Here is a 20,092-nt window from a genome sequence, read left to right as displayed (position 1 = left end):
TCACTGCCGCTGGTTCGTGTCGATGGCCTGCTGCGTCACGCCCAACTTGCGCAGTTCGTCCACGGCGTGTCCGTTGCCGGGATCCAGTTCCAATGAGCGTTGATAGTTGCGGATCGCTGCCGCGCGATCACCGCCCAGCGCATGGGCTTCGGCCAGCGTGTCGTAGGTGTTGCCGCTGCGCGGGTACAGCACGGTATTGAGTTCCAGCACGGCGAGGCCTTCGCGGGTCTTGCCTTCGTCCGCCACCAGCCGCCAACCCCAGCGGTTGAGTTGATCTTCGCTGACGTCGAAACCGGGATCGGCACGCTTGAGTTCGGCCACCCGTGCCGGACCATCGCGCCAGTCGTGCGCGATCAGCGCCTTGCGCAGGGCCTTGACGTTGCCCGGCAGGCCACCGCCATTGGCCGCACTCAATTCCGGCAACCAGAAGCCGGCAATTTCATCGATGAAATCCTCTGGATTGGCGCCGGCCAGGTTGGTCAACACCACCACCGCCAGATCATCCTGCGGATAGACGTAGAACGCCGAGCGACGGCCGCCGATGCCGGCGACGGCCGGATGCTCTTCGCGTGCGACCACCGGCCAGCCATTGGCCCACGGCGTGGCGCGCCCGTCATTGAACCGGCCCGGCGACCACAACGCGGCCCGCTGTTCGGCCGACAGCAGGCGGCCTTGTTGCAACGCGATCAACCAGCGCGCGATGTCGTCGGCGCTGGCATTGATGCCGGCGCCGGTGCGCAGGAAAGCAGGAAATTCATCGAAGGCGTTTTCCAGTGCACCGGCACGCCCACTGACCGCGCCTTGCGGATAGCGATAGGGCACGGCGCGGTGCGCGGTCACGTCACGCGAGTCGCCAAACGTCGCCGTGGTCATCCCGGCCGGGACGAATTGACGCTGGCGGATGAAGTCGGAGAACGGCTGACCTGACAGCTTGTCGATGATTTTGCCGAGGATCACGTAGTTGGTCTGGTTGTAGCGGTACGCGCTGCCGGTGGGGAAATCCATCGGCAGGGTCTGCACCTTTTCCCAGGCCTGTTCTTCGCCGCCGTCGCCGACCAGCACACCGGTGCCCTGCGCGCGCGGCGGCACCAGGATGTCGGGCAGGCCGGAGGTGTGATTGAGCAGCTGGCGCACGCGGATGGTTTGCCATTGCACCGGCAAGCCGTCCAGGTAACGGCTGATGGGCGCGTCCAGTTCCAGCTTGCCGTCCTGTACCAGTTGCAGGATGGCCACGCCGGTGAAGGTCTTGGTGGCCGAATTGATCGAGAACACCGAGCCAGGCGTCACCGCGATCTGATCCTGCAGATTGGCCACGCCGTAGCTGCCGGAAAACACCATGCGGCCATCGCGCACCACCGCCACCTGCATGCCCGGGATGCGCTTGTGCGCCATCTTCTCGTGCAGGTAATCCTCCAGCCCGGCCGGCGCCGCAGCGGCTGCGGGCAGCGTCGTCGCGGCGGCAGCCGCCATGGCCGCAGGCGCAGCGGCAGGCAATGACGCGGTGGCGGTCAGGGCCTGCCAGAAGGTCAGCATGGCGGTGAACAGCAGCGACAGAATCTTCATGCATGCATCCCTGGCGTTCGCCTGCGTTACGCGGGCGGGTCCTTGTTCAGATGCAGCAGACGGGCGAAGGGTTGCACGCCGCCCGTCGCCCGCCGTGCCGCGCTCAGTTCATGCCGGGCCGCCACTGCAGGCTGACATAGAAAGAGCGCCCGTCGCCAGGCAGGAAGTTGCGGCTGTCGCGGCCCATCGCGTTGGCGATCACCCCGGTGCTGGCGATCCAGCGGCGGTCCTGCAGGTTGCGCGCGTCGGCAAACCAGCTCCAGTCCTTGCCGACTTCTCCGCCGATACGCAGGCCCAGCACCACGTAACCGGGCGCGCGGAAGGTATTGGCGTGATCGATGTAGTAGTCCTGGGGCGCCCAATCGATGTTCGGCGACAGGTACAGCCCGGTCCGCGGCTGCCAGCGCAGTTGCGCGCGCAGTTGTTGCGGCGGCAGGCCGGCCAGGGTGTTGTTGCCGTAGACCGGATCGCGGTCGAAGCGGAAGTCGTTCCACAGATAGTTGAACGATGCGCTCCAGGCCTGGGCGAAGCGCCAGTCCATGCCCGCTTCGATGCCCTGGTGCAGCGTGTGCGCGGCATTGGTGGTGCCGAGCGGATTGCCCTGGCCATCGGTCAACGACAGCAGTTCGTCCTGCACGCTGGCGCGGTAGTACACCAGGTCCAGTGACAGCGCCGGGGTCTGCCGACGGAAGCCGATTTCGCGCGTGGTCGCTCGCTGTTCGTCCACCGGGGTGACGTTGGGGCCACCGCTGAGTTCACCGAAACTCGGCGGCTCCAGGCTGCGGCTCAGATTGGCGAACAGTTCGCTGTCCGCATCCAGCCGCCAGCGCAGGCCGAGCTTGGGACTGACGCCCGCGTAGTCGACATCGAAACTCTCGTCACGCCCGCCGCTGATGAAGAGATCCTGGCTGCGCCGATCCGAGCGCAGGGCCTGCGCACCCAGGGCCAGGCTCAGATCGCGGGAGACCCAGTACTGGTTCTCCGCGTACAGCTTGGCGTTGCGCGCACGCTGGCGGAACCGGTTGCTGCGCGCACCGGCATGACCACCGTTGTTGAGATGGCGATCGTCATCGATGTCGCCCTGGGCAAGACTCAGCCCGGCGCTCAGCACATTGCGATGCCCGTGCACGGTGGTGTCACTGCGCCAGCGCAGATCCGCACCGACATCGCGGCTTTGCTGATCCAGCACCTGGAAGATCGGGTGATGCAGCGACTTGTCCGAGTAGTACGCCGACAGCATCAGCTCCTGGCCGTCGGCGGGCGTCCAGGCCAGCTTGCCGGCAAGGCGATCCAGGCGGAAGTCGCGACGCTGATCGTTGGCGAGGTTGGCAGGTGCGGCCGCGCGCGGGTTGTCGCGTGCTTCGGCCAGGGTCAGGCTGCCGGGCAGTTCGGAGCGGGTGTCCACGTGGGTCAGATACACCCGGCCTTCGAGGGTGTCGCTGAAGCGATGGCCGGCATTGCCGAACAGACGCCAGGTCTGTTGCTGCGCGTGATCGCGATAACCGTCCTGGGAGAATCCGGTCAGGCTCAGGTAGCCATCGGTGGCGCCGGCCTGGCCGGCCACCGCGATCTGTGCACGCCGGTAGGCGTCGCTGCCGGTTTCCGCGCGCAGATCAAGCGGCGGCGCGCTGTATCCGCTGGGCGATACGAAGTTGATGGCGCCACCCAACGTGGCCGCGCCGTATTCCAGCGCATTGGCGCCACGCCACACTTCGATGTAGCGCGCCGACAATGGCTCAACCGCCTGGAAGTCGAAGCCGCCGTCGGCCAGGTTGAGCGGACTGCCATCCTGCAGCAGCTCCACGCCGCGGCCGTGGAAGGTGCGTTGCACGGCGGAACCGCGAATGGACAGGCGCGATTCCTCGCTGCCGAAGCGCGGCTGCACGAACACGCCGGGCGCATACCCCAAGGCATCGACCAGGTTGCTGACGCGGCCGTCGCGATAGCGCTCGGCATCGACCAGGCCGGTGCCGCCGGCGCGCTCGCGCAGGCGTTCGCGTGCCTGTTGTGGGCTGGGCGCGGTGACGGGACCGGCGTTGCGGGCGCGCACTTCGATGCGATCGAGTTCGGTGGGTGCGCTGGCGGCTTCGGCCGCAAGCAACGAGGAAGGACAAATCAGGGCGAGCGTGATCGCCACGCTCAGGCGCGAGGCGGCTGCCGTCGCGCGCAGGGAAGACAACATGAGGCGGTGACTCCAGAAGACGGATTCAAGCCAAGGCGCAGACGCGCGGCGGGAAGCCGGCGTGGCTCAGGCGATGGAGAAATCTTTCAGAGAACCAGCGGTGGTCCGCGCGAACCCAGACCGCGCGGCGGCGGCGCCGGCCAGGGCGCGAGTCGATCACGCCATTGCGGCGCGAGGTCCACTCGACGGGGAAACAGGCAGGCGGCCAGCACGATCAGGCTGAGCAGGACCGGCCCCAGCAACACGCAGTACGGACAGTCGGCCATCACGGTCTGGACGGGCGAGGCGCCCTTGGCTTCCAACCCGGACAGATCGACCAGCTTCAGTCCCGATACCGTGCACAGCTCGGTCAATCCGTTGAGCAGCTGCGGCGAAGCGCTGGCGAGCAGGCGGTTCATCGCCGGCGCGAACACCATCAGCAGGGCGGCCGCCAGGGCCAGGCCTGCAAAGGTTCGGTGGAGGGCGCGGTGTCGAATCACGGCGCGTAGTGTAGGGGCTGCGATGGCCGCGGCAGCCCCACAAGCTGCGACCCGATGTCGCAAGTCAGCGCCGGGCCTGAGCCTCAACCCAGCAGATGGGTGACGAGCAGGTTGATCGCGCCGCCGCCCAGGATCAGGAAGGCGAACAGGCACAGCGCCAACAGCAGCGGCTTGAGCCCGGCCTGGCGGATGGCGCCGGCGTGGGTGCGCAGGCCCAGCGCGGCCATGGCCGTGGCCAGGATTACGGTATCCAGCTGCACGATGGCCGCGACCCAGCTGGCCGGCAGCAGGTGCAGGGAATTGAACAGGCTCACCGCGATGAACAGCACCGCGAACCAGGGAATCATCAGCTTGGGCTTGCCTTCGCCGGCCTGCGTGCCGCCCAGCCGCGCCGACAGGATCAGCAGGAACGGCGCCAGCAGCATCACCCGGATCATTTTCTCGATCACCGCGACCGAGGCGGCCGCTTCGCTGATCGACTTGCCTGCCACCACCACCTGCGCCACTTCGTGGATGGTCGAGCCGGCATAGACGCCGTAAGCGTGTTCGCTGATGCCCAGGCTGGCGACCAGGTGCGGATACAGCGCCGGATACAGGAACATCCCCAGCGTGCCGAACACCACCACGGTGGCCACCGCCACCGAGACCTTGTGCGCCTGCGCCTTGACCACCGGCTCGGTGGCCATCACCGCGGCGGCGCCGCAGATGGCGCTGCCGGCGCCGATCAGCATCGAGGTTTCGCGATCCAGCTTGAACACCCGCGTGCCCAGCCAGACCGCCAGCAGGAACACCGAGGCCACGATGATCGCGTCGATCACCAGGCCGGCGGTGCCGACCTGGACGATGTCCTGGAAGGTCACCCGGAATCCGTACAGCACGATGCCCAGCCGCAGCAGCGTGCTCTTGGCGAAATCCACGCCCGGCGCGGCCTGGCCGGCGATGCGCGGGAACACGGTGTTGCCGGCAACGATGCCCAGCAGGATCGCCGCGGTCAGCGCGCTGATGCCCCAGCCCTGCACGCTGGGCAGGCTGGCCAGCCACAGGCCGATGCCGGCCAGGGCCACGGCCAGCAGCAGGCCGGGCCAGCGGCCGGGGGCGTGCGGGGGGATGGACAGACCGGGCAACGATTGCGAAGACATGGACAGGACAACAAAGGACAGCCGATGCGCGGCACCTTAGTGGCCGTGGCAGAATGAGTCCAATGCATATAACTCACTCATGCATGAATATTCCTCATTCCCTCAATCTGCACCTGCTCCGCATCTTTGCCGCCGTCGTGGAGCAGCAAAGCTTCTCGCGGGCCGCTGAGATTCTCTTCATCACCCAGTCCGCCGTGTCCAAGGCCGTGCGCGAGCTGGAGCATCAGCTGGACCTGCCCTTGATCGACCGCGGTCCCGGCGGCAGCCGCGGCGTGCGCGGGGTGCGCCTGACCGAAGGCGGCCAGGCGCTGTTCGAGCATGCCCGTGGCATTTTCGCGATGGAGCGGATTGCGCTGGAAGACGTGCGCGAGCGGGTCGGGCTGCGCAAGGGTGGCCTGCGCATCGGCGCCAGCACCACCGTGGCCGGCTACTGGCTGCCTGCGCACATCGCCGCTTTTGCCCGCCGCCATCCGGATATCGCGGTGGAGCTGGTGGTGGCCAATACCGCGCAGATCGCCGAGGCCATCATCAACTGCGAGGTGGATGCGGCGATCGTGGAAGGCCCGGTGGAAGACCCGCGCATCGACACCCGCATCTGGCGCGAGGAAGCGCTGGTGATCATCGCGCCGGAAGACATGGGCAAGGCCGGCAGCCGCCGCACCACCGCTGCCGCGCTGAGCGAACAGACCTGGCTGTTGCGCGAGCCGGGCTCCGGCACGCGTCGGGTGGCCCAGGAAGTACTGCGCTCGCATGGCATCACCCCCCGCCAGCAGCTGGCCATCGGCAGCAACGAAGCGATTGCGCGGGCGGTGGCGGCAGGGGCCGGCGTGGCGCTGCTGCCATCGGTGGTGGTGGAAGATCTGATCGCCATGCGCCGCGTGCGCGCGTTGACGATGGATCAACAGGTGTTGTTCACCCGCCCGCTGTACCAGTTGGAACTGCTCAACCGGCGACGTTCGCCGGCGCTGCAGGCATTCCTGGATGACTTGCCCGGCTCCGGGACAGTTTGACGGCGTTGCGCCCGCCGATGGCGGACAATGCCGCCATGCCGGAATTCGACCGCAAGCCGCGGAGTGCGCGACCCACGCGAGGGGAACAGCATGCGTCCATGCCCCCGCCAGGAGATCCGGCCATGTCGCCCTCGCCCACCGCCGCGCACGACCTTCGTTGGACCGCCTTGCTGACCCGGGATCCGCAGGCGGACGCGCAATTCGTCTATGCAGTGAAGACCACCGGCGTGTATGCGCGGCCGAGCAGCCTGGCGCGCCTGCCGCGACGGGAGAATGTCGAGTTCTTCGACACGCCTGACGCCGCCGAGGCGGCAGGCTATCGGCCGAGCCGTCGCGCCCATGCCGACCGCAGCAGCGTCGCCGCGCAGCAGGCCGCGCTGGTTGCCCAAGCCTGTCGCCTGCTGGAAGCCGAGGAACCGCCCAGCCTGACGGCGCTGGCGGCGCAGATCGGGCTCAGCCCGTACCACTTCCATCGCTTGTTCAAGACCACGACCGGGCTCACGCCCAAGGCCTATGCCGATGCCCATCGCGCGCGTCGCCTGCGCAGCGGGCTGGACAGCGATGGCTCGATCACCACGGCCATCGTCGATGCGGGCTTCGGTTCCAGCAGCCGCTTCTACGAAACCTCCAACCAGCGTCTGGGCATGCGCCCCAGCGACTACCGCGACGGCGGGCTCAATGCCGACATCCATTTCGCCCTGGGCCAGTGTTCGCTGGGCGCGATCCTGGTGGCGCGCAGTGCGCGTGGGGTGTGCGCGATCCTGCTGGGCGATGATCCCGATGCCCTGCTGCGCGATCTGCAGGATCAGTTTCCGCGCGCACGCCTGATCGGCGGCGACGACGCGTTTGAACAACTGGTCGCGCGCGTGGTGGGCCTGGTCGAAGCGCCGGCAGTGGGCCTGGAACTGCCACTGGATGTGCGCGGCACCGCGTTCCAGGAACGCGTCTGGCAGGCCTTGCGGCACATCCCCGCCGGCCAGACCGCGAGCTACGCGCAGATTGCCCGGCAGATCGGCATGCCGCGCGCGGTGCGCGCGGTGGCGCAGGCCTGCGCGGCCAATCCGCTGGCGATCGCCATTCCCTGTCATCGGGTCGTGCGCAGTGATGGTGGCCTGTCCGGTTATCGCTGGGGCGTGGAGCGCAAGCGCGAACTGCTCAAGCGCGAAGGCACCGCGTGACGCACAAGTGCGGGAGCGTGACCGCGTAACTCGGCCGCAGTGTCGGCGCGTGCTAGGGTCGCGCCTTCGCCTGGACTGAAGAGCACGCATGCGCACACCCTGGTTGCGACCCCTTTCCCTGTTCGCCTGCCTGCTGGCCGCGCCGGCGATTGCCGCGACCGCCCATGACAAAGCCGTCGGCGAACGCGCATGGGCCGCCGTGGATCCCTTCATCGGCACCGGTGGCGAGGGCCATACCTATCCCGGCGCCACCGTTCCCTTCGGCATGGTGCAACTGAGCCCCGACACGCAGATCAAGCCGCGCAAGGAAGCCTATGGCTGGGCCGCCGGCTACCGCCATGGTGACCAGACCATCGTCGGCTTCTCGCACACGCATTTCTCCGGCACCGGTCATTCGGATCTGGGCGACGTGCTGCTGATGCCGATCAGCGGCGAGGTCAAACTGGAGCGCGGCGACGCGACGAAGCCGGGAAGCGGCTACACCTCGCGTTTCAGCCACGCCAGCGAGCAGGCCCAGCCCGGCTATTACGCAGTGACGCTGCAGGACTACGACGTACGCGCCGAACTGACCGCCAGTGCGCGCGTCGGCTGGCACCGCTACCACTTTCCAAAAGGCAAGCCGGCGCACGTACTGATCGATCTGCGCACCAGCATGTACGACTACCCGGGCAAGGTGCAGTGGTCGCGCCTGCGCGTGCGCAGCGACGGCACCGTCACCGGTTTCCGCGAAACCCGCGGCTGGGCGCCGGGCCGGCAGCTGTACTTCGCCATGCGCTTCTCGCGCCGCAGCGGCGGCCAGCAACTGCACGACACCGAACAGGACGTCGTCTACAAAGGCTTCCCGCCGCCGGGCGAGAAGGATCCGCGCCAGCGCGCGCAGATTGAAGGACGCCAGATTGTCGCGGCGTTCGATTTTGCCGATGCGGCCGGCCAGGAGCTGCTGGTGAAGGTGGCAATTTCGCCGGTGAGCGAAGACAACGCCATCGCCAATCTCGAAGCCGAGGCGCCTGCGTGGGATTTCGACGGCGCACGCGCCGCCGCCCGGTCGCAGTGGCAACAGGCGCTGGGCGCGATTGATGCGCAGGGCAGCGCCGAGCAACAGCGCAGTTTCTACACCGCGCTCTACCACACCATGCTGGGCCCCACGCTGTTCATGGATCACGACGGCCGCTACCGCGGGCCGGACAACGCCGTGCACCAGGCCAAGGGCTTCACCCATTACTCCACGTTCTCGCTGTGGGACACCTACCGCGCGCTGCATCCGCTGCTGACCCTGGTGCAGCCGGAGCAGCGCAACAGCGACTTCATCAACTCGCTGCTGGCCTCGCAGCGGCAGAGCCCGTACGGCATGCTGCCGATCTGGGCCTTCCACGGGCAGGAAACCTGGTGCATGGTCGGCTACCACGCAGTACCGGTGATCGCCGACGCCTACATGAAGGGCATCCGTGGTTTCGATGCGCAGCAGGCGCTGGACGCCATGGTGGCCACGGCCAAACACGGCCCTTATGACGGCATCGCGCAATACCGCGAGCTGGGTTACGTGCCGATCGATGAAGAAGGCGAGGCGGCCTCCAAGACGCTGGAGTACGCCTTTGATGACTGGACCATCGCGCGCATGGCGCAGGCGCTGGGCCGGCAGGACGTGGCCGCGGAGTTCCAGCGCCGCGCCGGCAACTGGCAGCACGCCTTCGACGCCAAGACCGGCTTCATGCGCGCACGCAAGCGCGATGGCGCCTTCCGCGAGCCCTTCGATCCCACGGTCAGCGGCTACGGCAGCGACTACACCGAAGGCAATGCCTGGCAGTACTCCTGGTACGTGCCGCAGGACGTGGCCGGGCTGGCGCGTGCGCATGGCGGCGAAGACGCGCTGCTGGCGCGGCTGGACCAGGTGTTCGACGCCAAGGTGGATCCGAAGATCTTCGAGCACATGGAAGACATCACCGGCCTGATTGGCTGGTACGCACACGGCAACGAGCCCAGCCACCACGTCGCCTATCTGTACGCCTACGCCGGCCAGCCCTGGCGCAGCCAGGCGCGGCTGGGCGCGATCATGCGCAGCCAATATGCGGCACGCCCCGATGGCCTGGCCGGCAATGACGATCTGGGCCAGATGTCGGCCTGGTATGTGTTCACCGCGCTGGGCTTCTATCCGGTCACGCCGGGCAGCAACCAGTACATCATCGGCCGGCCGTTCCTGCCGCGCGCGCAACTCAACCTGCCCAATGGCAAACAGTTCAGCGTGATCGCCGAGGGCCTGGATGACGCGCATCCGTACATCGGCAGCGCCACCCTCAACGGCAAGCCGCTGGAGCGTGCGTTCCTGGGCCACGAGGAAATCCTGGCCGGCGGCGAACTGCGCTTCCACATGCAGGCCGAACCGAACAAGCAATGGGGCGTGGCCGAACGGCCGTACTCGATGAGCCGCTGATCGCGCGGCCCGGGGTGCGCCGCGCTCAATGCGCGGCGCGCGCCAGCGTGCGCTCGACCGTGCGCAGGATCTCGGTCATCTGCAGCGGCTTGTGTACCACCGCCGAAATGGTGCCGCTGGGCAGATCGTGATGCGAAAGCGGGTGCAGCGGATCTTCCAGACTCACCACCGGCCCCTGGAAGCCCGCCTCGCGCAGTGCCAGCAGCAGGCTCACCGCGGACAGCAACAGGATGTCGCTGTCGACGATCACCAGATCCGGCTGGCCATCGGTAGCGAGCAGGCGCAGAGCCATCGCGCCATCCGACGCCACCCACGGTTCATAGCCCTGGCTGCCCACGGCGGTGGCCAGCAGCGACAACCGCGTGGTGTCGCCATCCACCAGCAGGATGCGCTGGCCGCGTCCTTCCAGGAACGTCTCGCTGGCCGGCTCGTCCACGGTAGGTGGACGCACCGGCAGATGCAGCGTGAATCGGGTGCCGCGCTCGGCATCGCTGTCCACCTCGATGCGGCCGTGCATGGCATCGACAATCCGCTTGCACGACATCAGGCCCAGGCCGGTGCCATTGCGCTTGGTGGTGAAGAACGGGGTGAACAGTTGCGCCTGCATCTGCGCCGACATGCCCACGCCTTGGTCGCTGACCTGCACCACGACCTTGTCGCCCTGGCGTTGCGCCGACAGGGCGAGCTTGCCCTCGCGGCCTTCCATCGCCTGGATGCCATTGAGGCACAGGTTGATCAGGCACTGCTGCAGTTCGGTGAAATTGCCTTGCACCGTCACGTCTTCCGCAGGCATGTCCACGTCGAGCTTGATCGAACGCGGCAGGCTGCCCTGCAACAACAGCTGCACGGCCTGGAACAACGCGGCCAGCTTGATCGTCTCGCTCTGCTTGCGCGAGCCGCGCACGAACGAGAGCATCGACTCGGCCATCTCGTGGCCGCGCCGGCCGCTCTCGGCGATCAGCGCGCCCAGCTTGAGGATCTTCGGATCGTCGCTGTAGGTCTCCAGCAGGTCCGGCACGATCAGCATCGGCTGCAGGATGTTGCGCAGATCATGGCTCAGGCCCGCCGCCAGCATCGCCAGCGCGTTGAGCCGTTGCGAACGCATCAGCTCGTTCTCGGCGCGCTCGCGTTCGCGTTCGTTGCGGGCCTCGCGGATCGCGCGGGCGGCCGCAGCCGGCAGCCGCACGGTGTTGTGCTTGAGCACGTAGTCATTGGCGCCCTGCTGCAGGGCCATCACCGCGGTGTCCTCGCCGATGGTGCCGGAGACGAAGATGAAGGGCAGCACCGGATCATGCTGGCGTAGCAGGGTCAGCGCCTGGTGCCCGGAAAAGCCGGGCAGATCCAGATCCGACAGCACCAGGTCAAAGGCGTCGCCGACCAGCGCCTGGCGCAACTCGCCTTCGCTGTCCACGCGCACGAACACCGCCTCCAGGCCGGCATCCACCAGCTGCAGGCTGATCAGCTCGGCATCTTCCGGTGAATCTTCCACCAGCAGGATGCGGACCGGTCCCAGGGGCGCTGCCGACAGAGGCATGGTCAGTCCTTGGCGGGCGTTTCGTTGATGACCGCCCAGAACGTGCCGAGCGTCTTCACCGCCTGGAAAAACTGGTCGATGTCGACCGGCTTGACCACATAGGCGTTAACGCCCAGATCCCAGCTGCGCGCCAGGTCGCTTTCCTCGCGCGAGGACGACAGGATCACCACCGGCAGGGTCTTGAGCGAATCGTGCGTGCGAATCGTATTGAGCACTTCCAGCCCGTCCATGCGCGGCATCTTGATGTCCAGCAGCAGCACCGCCGGCAGACCTTCGGGCCGCTGCGCATACACGCCGCGCCGCAGCAGGTAATCCAGTGCTTCCACGCCGTCTTCCACGTGCACGATGGGATTGAGGAGGTTGGCTTCGCGCAGCGCGTCGATCGCCATCTCGGCGTCGGCGTGGCTGTCTTCGGCCAGCAGGATCGTGCGGTATTCGGTCATGGATGCGGGTCTCGTGGGGCAGGCGCTTCAAGCGCGTTGGGCAGGACGAAGTGGAAGGTGGCGCCCTGGTCGGGTACGGATTCGGCCCAGATGCGTCCGCCATGGCGTGATAGTACGCGCCGGACGCTGGCCAGGCCGATGCCGGTGCCGGGGAACTCGGTGGCCTTGTGCAGGCGCTGGAACACGCCGAACAGCTTGCTGGCGTATTCCATGTCGAAGCCGGCGCCGTTGTCGCGCACGCTGAAATGGTGGGCGCCCTCGTCGGTGAGGTGATGCTCGACCTCGATCAACGGGCGCTCGCGACGGCTGCTGTATTTGACCGCATTGCCCAGCAGGTTCTGCCAGACCTGGCGCATCATGTTTTCGTCGGCGACCAGGATGGGCAGCGGCGCAATCCGCCATTCCGGGCGGGGCGAGCCGGCATCGGCCGCATTGGAATCCAGCATCGCCCGGGTTTCGGCCACCAGCGATTGCATGTCCACCGCCTGCAGGCGCAGCGCGCTGCGGCCCAGCCGCGAATACACCAGCAGATCATCGATCAGCTGCGACATGCGCCGCGCGGAGTTGCCAATCACGTCCAGGTAGTGGCGGCTCTTGTCGTCGGCCGCATCACCCAGGTGGCGACCCAGCTTGTCGGAGAAACCGGCCACGTGCCGCAGCGGCGCGCGCAGGTCGTGCGAGACCGAATAGCTGAAGGCTTCCAGCTCGCGGTTCACTTCCGAGACCTGTTCCACCTTGCCCTGCAACTGGGTGTTCAGATCGGCAATCCGACGCTGCACGGCCTTCTGCACGGAAATGTCGCTGATGGTCATCAGCACCACGTGATCGTCCTGATCCGGCAGCGGCATGCGGCGGGCATTGAGCAGCACGGTGCGCTGCGTGTTGTCGCCGGTGCTCTGTACCTGTTCGTAGTCCCACAGCTCGCGGCCGCGCGAGAGCACATCGCCCAGCCGCTGGCCCAGCACCGGATCGGACCAGGCTTCGCCAACTTCCTGCAGGCGGGTGATCACCTGCCCGCTTTCCAGGCCATAGAGTTCGGCGAAGGCGGCGTTGTGCATCAGCACGTGCAGATCGGCGTCGAACAGCACGATCGGTTCGCGCACGGTCTGCAGCATCACCAGCGCGCGTTCACTGGCGCGCCGCGATTTCTGTTCGGCCTGCAGGCGACGGGAGACCTGCCTGCCCAGCGCGGTGATGACCGTGGCCAGCAGCACCAGCTGCACGACCATGGCGCCCCAGCCCAGCCAGATCGCCAGTGCGCGTTGCCGCGCCGAGTCGCGCGCGCGCGCCGCCAGCAGGGCGCGCTCGTTGGCCAGCATTTCCTGCAGCACGCCGCGAATCGGGAAGCGCGTGGCCATCGGCCGCACCACATCGCCGGCCTGCGCCGGGTCGGTGCGCAGCAGTTCGTTGACGATATCCATGCGGCTCTGGATCAGCTCACGCAACTGGCCGATCAGGATCTGCTGCTTGGGATTGTCGCGGGTGAGATCGATCAGGCGTTGCAGGTGGCCCGGGATTCCGGCCTGGCCTTCGATGACCCGCGCACGCGCCGTCGGCAGTTCGCCGGCCAGGGTCAGCAACATGGCCGAGGTTTCCACTTCACGCACTTCCACCGCCAACCGATCCACCGCCGCTTCCACCTGATGGGTATGGGCGATGGCGTCGGCCGCTTCCAGATTGTTCTCGGACAGTTCCTGCAGCAGCAGAAAGGGCAGCACGACGATCAACAGGACGGCCAGCCCCAAAAGGGGCAGCTGCCAACGTCCCCACGCAAAGCGGGCGCTCGTGTCGTTCATTTTCCCCTGGAAGGCCGTGGTGGCGGTGATGCATCCGCCTGGCCGACTGATGCTAACCCATGCCCGGATTGAAAGATACGAACGTCACAACGGCGCTGCCGCGAGCGCGGCAGGAGCCACTTGCGGGCCGGATTGAAGTGACGGGCCGGAGTTTTCGTCGCAATGATTCACCGCGCCAGGCAAATGCCTTCACGCACCGCTGATGCCGTGGTTTCCACCATCGGCCACTCCCCCATCGGAGCAGTGCCCATGCAGCGTCTTCGCCCCGTTCGCACCTCGCCCTCCGTCCGCGGCACCGCTCAACGCCTGAGCGACTGCCTGGCTTACGAAGGCATGATGGACATCCCCGACGAGTTCGAAGCTTTCAGTCAGGCCGATCATCGTCGGCGCGCGCGCCTGCATCCGGACCTGGCCTGGGACGATGCATGCCCGGCCTATGCGCTGGCGCTGGCCACGCATGACGCCTACCAGGGTCGCTTGAGCCTGAGTGCGGATGACGAACTGGAAGCGCAGTGGGATGAATTGCGCGGCGCATCCAGCATGGACTGGACCGTGGCACGCGTGATCGTGCGCGAAGCCTGGCGCTGGTTGGCCACGCAGCAGGATGACGTCGCGCTGCTGCACCACTGACGCATCTGCGCGCAATGGCCCTCGCCGGCTATACCGCCGGCGGGGGTTGCCGCAGCGGCATGCTCGGCGGCTCGCGATGCAGGCTCAACGTGGTCGGCAGGCGCCGTACGTGCAACTGCCCGCCCATGCGCTCCCATACCGCCGCCACGATCGCCTGCACGGTGTCGCGATCCAGACGCTGCGAGGGCGGCAGTTGCCGTTCGTAGGCGCACTCGATCCGATCGGCCAGGTTGTCCAACGGCTCGCGGTGCCATTGCAGATACAGATCGTAGGCAAATTTGAACGTGGGCTCGAAGCGGGGAAACGCGGCCGGGGCCGCTGCACCGGGAATGAAGTAATCGCTCTGCCAGCGCCGCAACTCCGCCGCGACGTCTATTGCTTCGCACTTGACCCCGTCCGGGGCGATCTGGATGGCGTCCATTGGCTCTACTCCTCCTCACGGGCGCCCAGTTTTCGCCCGATTCATGACAGGAACAGCAGGGAGAACGCATTTCGCGCCTGTTTGCCGGTCGTCGGCGCCACCGTTCGTCGGAAACCGCTGCAATTGATTCGGCACGTCATAGCCAAACGGAATGAACCCGGCCCAGTCCGTTATCGTGCGCCGGCGCACTACGCGCGGCGGAAGGAAACGACCATGCTCAGGAAGGTGGCTTTCACCATGTACCCGATCCGCGAGGTGCCGCGAGCGCGCGCCTTTTATGAGCAGGTCCTGGGCCTGACGCCGGGTTCGATGGGCAACCAGGGCGACCAGTACTGGATCGAGTACGACCTGCCGGGCGGCGGCTGTCTGGCCCTGACCAACTTCACCAACGAAGCGCCCAGCGACAATGCCGGCGGCACCATCGCCTTCGAGGTGGAGGACCTGGACGCCCTGATCACGCACTTAAAAGGACACCAGGTGGTATTCAAGTGCGAGGTCATCGACACCCCGGTGTGCCGCATGTCGGTATGCCTGGACAGTGAAGGCAACTCGATCCTGCTGCACCAGCTCAAGCCGAAGTGAGCACCGCCGTCCGTCAGTAGTGCAGGTGCAGTTCTTCGACGCCGGCGCGATGCTGTTCGTACAGCTCCTGGAACTCTTCCTCGCTCAGATCGTCCGGCGCATACACCGACACCGGGTTCCAGTCGTGATCGGTGCGCAAGGGCGTGCGCGGACCGGCGCGGCGTGAGAACTGCAGGCCGTCGCGCTCGAGCAGATCCGGCGCCTGTTCGGCTTGCTCGCGTTCGAAGCGCTGGGCGTCGTACAACAGAATCAGGCTATGCATGGCATGGCTCCCGGGGGGAAGAGGCAGGGTCGCAGGCGCCGATGACGGCCGTGCGACTCGCGCGCGTCATGGCGCGCGTCCGATCTGGTTGATGGGCAGGCGCAGCCACGCCACGCCATGGGCATCGGCCGGCGGCAGGTGCCCGCCGCGGATGTTGATCTGCAGCGCCGGCAGCAGCAGCCGCGGCACCGGCAAGGTGGCGTCGCGCGTTTCGCGCAGCTGCACGAACTGTTCTTCGCTTGCGTCCTGACCCACATGGATGTTGCCCTGCCGCTGCGCCGCCACGCTGGTCTCCGGCTGCGGTGCGCGATCCTTGGGATAGTCATGGCACAGGAACAGCCGCGTGGATGCCGGCAGGCCCAGCAGCCGTTGCAGCGAGGCGTACAGGCGGCGCGCGCTGCCGCCGGGGAAATCGGCGCGCGCGGTGCCGGTTTCCGGTGCGAACAGGGTGTCGCCGATGAAGGCGGCATCGCCGACCAGAAAGGTCATGCCATCGTCGGTGTGTCCGGGCGTGGCCAACACCTGCACGCCGAGCTGCCCGAACTCCAGCCGGTCGCCGTCATCCAGCAGCCGATCAAACTGGCGACCGTCGGCAATGAAGTCCTCACCGAGATCGAACAGGGTCTTGAACCGCTGCTGCACCTGCACGATGCCGCGGCCGATGGCCAGCGGTGCGCCCAGCACATCGCGCAGGTAGCCGCCAGCGCTGAGGTGATCGGCGTGGGCGTGGGTTTCGAGAATCCACTGCACCTGCAAGCCGCGCTCGCGCACCTGCGCCAACACCTGGTCGGCCGAGGCGGTCCAGGTGCGCACCGAGGCGAGATCGAAATCCAGCACCGGATCGATGATCAGCGCATGGCCCTGGCCATCGTCCACCAGGTAGGTGAAGGTGTTGGTATCGGCATGGAACAGGCTGTCCACGCGTGGCGTGGGCGGGTTGACCGTCATGGAGATCCGGGCAGGCGCGGGTTGCCGCTACTAGACACCCGCACCGCGCCGGCTGCAAGCGCGGCGGAGCCGCCCTGCGCCGGCCCGCTCAGAAGGCGTCGCTGGCCGGACGTATTTCGATGCCCAGCGCGGAACACAGCTGCTGCATGCCCTCATCGTCGCGGCTGAGGGCGATCCAGCCGGCGTAGGCATCGCCGTCGGTGTTCCAGTTCCAGAGCGTGTAGCCGTATTCGCGCAGGCGATCGTAGGCCACCGCCATCAGCGCCGGCACATCGGTGGCGTCGAGGAAATCATCGTCGCTGGGGTCGCCGCCCCAATCGATATCCAGGTTCCAGCGCGCGGCCAGTTCCTCGATGCTGTCGACCAGCGATTCGGTGTCGTTCCAGTCCACGTAGAAGCCGGCCGACCAGTCAATCGCGTCCTTGAGGATCGGTAGCGCCTGGCTTTCATCGCCCTGCGCCTCGGCCATGCCGTCGCGCCAGAGCGAGAATTGGCGCAGCGCCGACTCCTCATCGCCCGGATTGATCAGCACCAGCAGGTTCCAGATCATCGCTTCCAGATCGCCGGTGTCGATCTCGTCCTCGTCATCGCCGGCGTAGCCGGGGTCTTCGTCAAAGTCGTCGTCGGGCAGGATCATGGCCAAGGCTCCGGGGGGAGGGTCCGATCCTGCCGTGTCGCGCGCGGCACGGGAACCCGCCATTTGGGCCGCGACGCAGCGGGCGTTTATCCTAGCGGCCCAATTCCCTCGCAAGACGCCGTCCCATGAGCTCCGACACGCCTCCCGATCGCCTGGCCTCCGACCCGCGCAGCCCCTTCCACGATGCCGAGCTGATGGAACGAGGCGTGGGCATCCGCTTCAATGGGGTGGAGCGCGACAACGTCGAGGAATATTGCGTCAGCGAAGGCTGGATCCGCGTGCCGGTGGGCAAGTCCAAGGATCGCCGCGGCAATCCGATGACGCTGAAGGTCAAGGGCGAGGTGGTCGCCTACTTCCGCGAACAGCAGTAATCGCGCGCCGGCCCAGCCGCGCGGGGCCGGCAACCTGCCGGTGCGGATCAGCCCGCCGGCTGCGCCACGCCGCTGGCGATGGCCTGATCTAGCAACTGCTTCATCTGTGCGTCGGCACGATCACTGGCCGCGGCCTGGCGCGTGCCCAGCGCGGCCTGTTGCTCGCCGAGCACCGACTGCTTGCTGCCCAACGCTTCCTGTTGCCGGCCCAGCGCTTCCTGCTGGTTGCCCAAGGCTTCCTGGCGTGCGGCCAGTGCCTCGGTTTCCTTCTCCAGCGCCTGGCGCTGGCGTTCGGCGGCGGCGCTGTCATCCTGCGACAACGACACCTGGCGCAAAGCGATCTGCGCGTGCTGGCGACCCAGCTCGCCCATCTGCGAGCCCAACGCGCCTTGTTTGGCGCCCAGCGCGCCCTGCTCCGAGCCGAGCTTGCCTTGTGCTTCGCCGAGCTTGCCCTGCTGCTCGCCCAGATCGCTGACCGGCTTCCAGATCGCCTGCGCCTTCTGCACCGTGGCCGCATCGCGGATCAGGTAGGTCTTCGCGCCCTTGCGTACATAGATCATCGGTTCGGTGCTGCCCGCCTGCAGGCGCCGCGACACCTTGAAATCCTGGCTTTCGGCCGATGCCGTCACTTCGCGGCCGCGCATGATCACGTACGCGTAGTCACTGGCGCCGTGGATGCGCACGGTGCCTTCGTAGGCGTCCACTTCATCGGCATGGGGTGGAGTCGGCGCCGTGGGGGCCACGGCCGCCGTGGGCTGCGCCCGCGGAGTGGAGGCCGCAGCGGCGACCGGCCTGGGCGCGGCGGCCGGTTTGGCGCTGACCGCCGGGTTGGCCTTGACGGCCGGCCTGGACGCGGAAGCTGCCTGCGCCACCACGGCGGCGCGCGCTTGCGTGGCAGGCGCCGGGGTGGTGGTGGCCTGCGCGGTGACACGCCACGGCAGGGCGGCGACCACGATGGTGGCCGCGATCAGCACCAGCGGCATCCCGCGGGTGGCGGCGTTGGAGTTCTGCAGCATGAGCAATCTCCTCTTGAGCAAGCTGTAGGTGGGCGAGGCGCCGGCCATGCCGGCGCAGGGTCGCGGCGCCACGCCCAGCCGCAACAGCAGGCGGCCATAGTCGTGGGCGGCGTGGTGATCACAGGCCAGCACGGCTTCATCGCAGGCGGCTTCGCGGGCGAAGGCGTACTCGCGCACAATCAGATGGGCGGCGGGATGGAAGAAGAACAGGTGCCGCGCGATCGCCGGCATCCAACCCCACCAGAGATCACGGCGCTGCTGATGGCTCAGTTCGTGGTGCAAGGCCATCCGCATCTCGTCATCGTCGAATCCTTCCAGCACCGCCTGCGGCAACAGCACGATCGGCCGCCAGGGGCCGAGCAACTGCGGCGAGGCGATGTGGTTCGACACCCGCAGCGGCGGCAGGCTGCGCAGGTTGAGGCGGGCGCCGACCTCGGCGTAAATCGCCAGCACCTGCGGATGCATGCATGGCCGCGACGTGCGTCGCCAGCGGCGCGATTGCTGATATGCGTGCAGCGTCTGCAGCGCCGTCATGATCACACCGGTCAGCCACAGCCACGCGAGCAGTTGCGCCCACGGTAGCGATGACGCGCTTGCGGCGCTGCGGTTGTCGGCAGCGACGGCGCGGTCGGCTTCGTCCATGCCGCGGACGGCGGGTACCGCCAGCACGGTGGCCGGCGCCAGGCGGAGGGCGTCCGTGGACGCGCCGCGATCCGCGGAGACGGAGCCGGAGCCGGAAGACGACGCGTGCACTTCCAGCACCGCAGGCGCAATGGCAGGCAGCAGCGGCAGTTCCAGCGGTCGCGGCCAGATCAAGCCCAGCACCAGTTGCAGCGCGGCCATCCACCACAACAGGCAACGCACGGCAGCAGGCAGGCGCGGCACCAGCCGCTGGATCAGCAGGATGAGCGCGACCAGCACCAGCGAGTGCAGGCTCGCGATACCCAGGCGCAACAGGAAGGCTTCCAGCAGGGCGGCGTCCATCTCAGCGCTCCTTGCGTTGCGATTGCAGGTTGGCCACCAAGGCTTCGAGTTCGGCCAGTTCGTCGTCACTCACCCGGCCGCGTTCGGACATCCAGGCCACGAACGGCGACACCGAACCCTGCAGGGTGTTCTCGACAAACTTGCCCACCGCGCCACGCACGACATCGTCCGGTCCATGCGTGTGGTGGTAGCGGAAGACGCCGTCGACCTGGTCCCGCTCCAGGAATCCCTTGCCGCGCAGCCGCTCCATCATGGTCAGCACGGTCGAACGCGCCAGGCCGCGCGCTTCGCCAAAGCCGCTGGCCACTTCTCCTACGCTGGCATCGCCCAGCGTCGAGATGTGCTGCAGCAAGGCCAGTTCCTGATCTCCAATCGATGTGCGCGGCATGACCGGGCTCCGTGACGACAACTGTAGTCACGATGGCACTGACTACAACTGTCGTCAACCCTGACGGAAGTCATGGGGCCAGGGAATGACGGCCTACCGCC

19 protein-coding genes are annotated in these 20,092 nt (G+C 67.3%); 6 read left to right on the top strand and 13 right to left on the bottom strand.

The genetic code is table 11. The annotated features are described in order from the left end of the window. From B5X78_RS10815 to B5X78_RS10800, 4 genes are all read right to left on the bottom strand, one after another. Complete coding sequence (locus B5X78_RS10815; protein WP_217698673.1) at nucleotides 1-1,563, bottom strand: serine hydrolase domain-containing protein; 1,563 nt, start codon at nucleotides 1,561-1,563, stop codon at nucleotides 1-3. A gap of 103 nt (nucleotides 1,564-1,666) precedes the next feature. Continuing rightward, on the bottom strand, nucleotides 1,667-3,745 hold the full coding sequence (locus tag B5X78_RS10810) for a TonB-dependent receptor family protein (RefSeq protein WP_079724555.1): 2,079 nt from the start codon (nucleotides 3,743-3,745) through the stop codon (nucleotides 1,667-1,669). 86 nt (nucleotides 3,746-3,831) lie between these two features. Then, complete coding sequence (locus B5X78_RS10805) at nucleotides 3,832-4,224, bottom strand: DUF2946 family protein (RefSeq protein WP_079724554.1); 393 nt, start codon at nucleotides 4,222-4,224, stop codon at nucleotides 3,832-3,834. 83 nt (nucleotides 4,225-4,307) lie between these two features. Beyond that, on the bottom strand, nucleotides 4,308-5,363 hold the full coding sequence (locus tag B5X78_RS10800) for a YeiH family protein (protein ID WP_079724553.1): 1,056 nt from the start codon (nucleotides 5,361-5,363) through the stop codon (nucleotides 4,308-4,310). A gap of 83 nt (nucleotides 5,364-5,446) precedes the next feature. On the opposite strand from B5X78_RS10800, the gene B5X78_RS10795 reads away from it, so the two are divergent. The 3 genes from B5X78_RS10795 to B5X78_RS10785 all read left to right on the top strand — a co-directional run bounded on the left by B5X78_RS10795 (nucleotide 5,447) and on the right by B5X78_RS10785 (nucleotide 9,979). Further along, entirely contained in the window at nucleotides 5,447-6,373 is a 927-nt protein-coding gene (locus B5X78_RS10795; protein ID WP_079724552.1) for a LysR substrate-binding domain-containing protein, read from the top strand. Between the two features lie 122 nt (nucleotides 6,374-6,495). Continuing rightward, nucleotides 6,496-7,551 carry a bifunctional DNA-binding transcriptional regulator/O6-methylguanine-DNA methyltransferase Ada gene (ada, locus tag B5X78_RS10790; protein WP_139381531.1) on the top strand — a complete coding sequence of 352 codons (1,056 nt, stop codon included), beginning with the start codon at nucleotides 6,496-6,498 and terminating at the stop codon, nucleotides 7,549-7,551. 88 nt (nucleotides 7,552-7,639) lie between these two features. Next, a complete protein-coding gene (locus tag B5X78_RS10785) occupies nucleotides 7,640-9,979 on the top strand; it encodes a GH92 family glycosyl hydrolase (protein ID WP_079724551.1) in 2,340 nt (779 codons plus the stop codon). 25 nt (nucleotides 9,980-10,004) lie between these two features. On the opposite strand, the gene B5X78_RS10780 is transcribed toward B5X78_RS10785, so the two are convergent. Genes B5X78_RS10780 through B5X78_RS10770 form a run of 3 tightly spaced genes read right to left on the bottom strand, consistent with a single transcriptional unit; the run spans nucleotide 10,005 to nucleotide 13,752 of the window. After that, nucleotides 10,005-11,513 carry a sensor histidine kinase gene (locus B5X78_RS10780; protein WP_079724550.1) on the bottom strand — a complete coding sequence of 503 codons (1,509 nt, stop codon included), beginning with the start codon at nucleotides 11,511-11,513 and terminating at the stop codon, nucleotides 10,005-10,007. A 2-nt stretch (nucleotides 11,514-11,515) separates the two neighbouring features. Beyond that, nucleotides 11,516-11,956 carry a response regulator gene (locus tag B5X78_RS10775; RefSeq protein WP_079724549.1) on the bottom strand — a complete coding sequence of 147 codons (441 nt, stop codon included), beginning with the start codon at nucleotides 11,954-11,956 and terminating at the stop codon, nucleotides 11,516-11,518. After that, nucleotides 11,953-13,752 (bottom strand): sensor histidine kinase, encoded by a 1,800-nt coding sequence (locus B5X78_RS10770; protein ID WP_079724548.1) that lies wholly within the window; start codon nucleotides 13,750-13,752, stop codon nucleotides 11,953-11,955. The genes B5X78_RS10775 and B5X78_RS10770 overlap by 4 nt, the downstream gene beginning before the upstream one ends. A gap of 249 nt (nucleotides 13,753-14,001) precedes the next feature. Here B5X78_RS10770 and B5X78_RS10765 point away from each other — a divergent pair, with 249 nt between their 5' ends. Then, complete coding sequence (locus B5X78_RS10765) at nucleotides 14,002-14,382, top strand: hypothetical protein (RefSeq protein WP_079724547.1); 381 nt, start codon at nucleotides 14,002-14,004, stop codon at nucleotides 14,380-14,382. A 28-nt stretch (nucleotides 14,383-14,410) separates the two neighbouring features. Here B5X78_RS10765 and B5X78_RS10760 read toward each other — a convergent pair whose 3' ends face one another. Continuing rightward, on the bottom strand, nucleotides 14,411-14,803 hold the full coding sequence (locus B5X78_RS10760) for a hypothetical protein (protein ID WP_079724546.1): 393 nt from the start codon (nucleotides 14,801-14,803) through the stop codon (nucleotides 14,411-14,413). 213 nt (nucleotides 14,804-15,016) lie between these two features. Here B5X78_RS10760 and B5X78_RS10755 point away from each other — a divergent pair, with 213 nt between their 5' ends. Next, nucleotides 15,017-15,385: a VOC family protein gene (locus B5X78_RS10755; RefSeq protein WP_079724545.1), complete on the top strand. Its 369-nt coding sequence runs from the start codon at nucleotides 15,017-15,019 to the stop codon at nucleotides 15,383-15,385. 13 nt (nucleotides 15,386-15,398) lie between these two features. Here the strand turns inward: B5X78_RS10755 and B5X78_RS10750 are convergent, their stop codons facing one another. The 3 genes from B5X78_RS10750 to B5X78_RS10740 form a co-directional block, all read right to left on the bottom strand. Then, nucleotides 15,399-15,647: a hypothetical protein gene (locus B5X78_RS10750; protein ID WP_079724544.1), complete on the bottom strand. Its 249-nt coding sequence runs from the start codon at nucleotides 15,645-15,647 to the stop codon at nucleotides 15,399-15,401. A gap of 66 nt (nucleotides 15,648-15,713) precedes the next feature. Further along, nucleotides 15,714-16,595 carry an MBL fold metallo-hydrolase gene (locus B5X78_RS10745; RefSeq protein ID WP_079724543.1) on the bottom strand — a complete coding sequence of 294 codons (882 nt, stop codon included), beginning with the start codon at nucleotides 16,593-16,595 and terminating at the stop codon, nucleotides 15,714-15,716. Between the two features lie 88 nt (nucleotides 16,596-16,683). Next, on the bottom strand, nucleotides 16,684-17,226 hold the full coding sequence (locus B5X78_RS10740; protein ID WP_079726138.1) for a DUF6630 family protein: 543 nt from the start codon (nucleotides 17,224-17,226) through the stop codon (nucleotides 16,684-16,686). Nucleotides 17,227-17,357: 131 nt separating this feature from the next. On the opposite strand from B5X78_RS10740, the gene B5X78_RS10735 reads away from it, so the two are divergent. Beyond that, on the top strand, nucleotides 17,358-17,603 hold the full coding sequence (locus tag B5X78_RS10735) for a DUF3297 family protein (protein ID WP_079724542.1): 246 nt from the start codon (nucleotides 17,358-17,360) through the stop codon (nucleotides 17,601-17,603). A 47-nt stretch (nucleotides 17,604-17,650) separates the two neighbouring features. On the opposite strand, the gene B5X78_RS10730 is transcribed toward B5X78_RS10735, so the two are convergent. Both B5X78_RS10730 and B5X78_RS10725 read right to left on the bottom strand, forming a co-directional pair. Next, nucleotides 17,651-19,603: a M56 family metallopeptidase gene (locus B5X78_RS10730; protein WP_079724541.1), complete on the bottom strand. Its 1,953-nt coding sequence runs from the start codon at nucleotides 19,601-19,603 to the stop codon at nucleotides 17,651-17,653. 1 nt (nucleotide 19,604) lies between these two features. Next, nucleotides 19,605-19,991: a BlaI/MecI/CopY family transcriptional regulator gene (locus B5X78_RS10725; protein ID WP_079724540.1), complete on the bottom strand. Its 387-nt coding sequence runs from the start codon at nucleotides 19,989-19,991 to the stop codon at nucleotides 19,605-19,607. Nucleotides 19,992-20,092 lie beyond the last annotated feature (101 nt).

This window comes from Pseudoxanthomonas indica (assembly GCF_900167565.1).
Taxonomy (GTDB): domain Bacteria; phylum Pseudomonadota; class Gammaproteobacteria; order Xanthomonadales; family Xanthomonadaceae; genus Pseudoxanthomonas_A; species Pseudoxanthomonas_A indica.
This window is presented reverse-complemented; position numbering and strand designations above follow the sequence as displayed.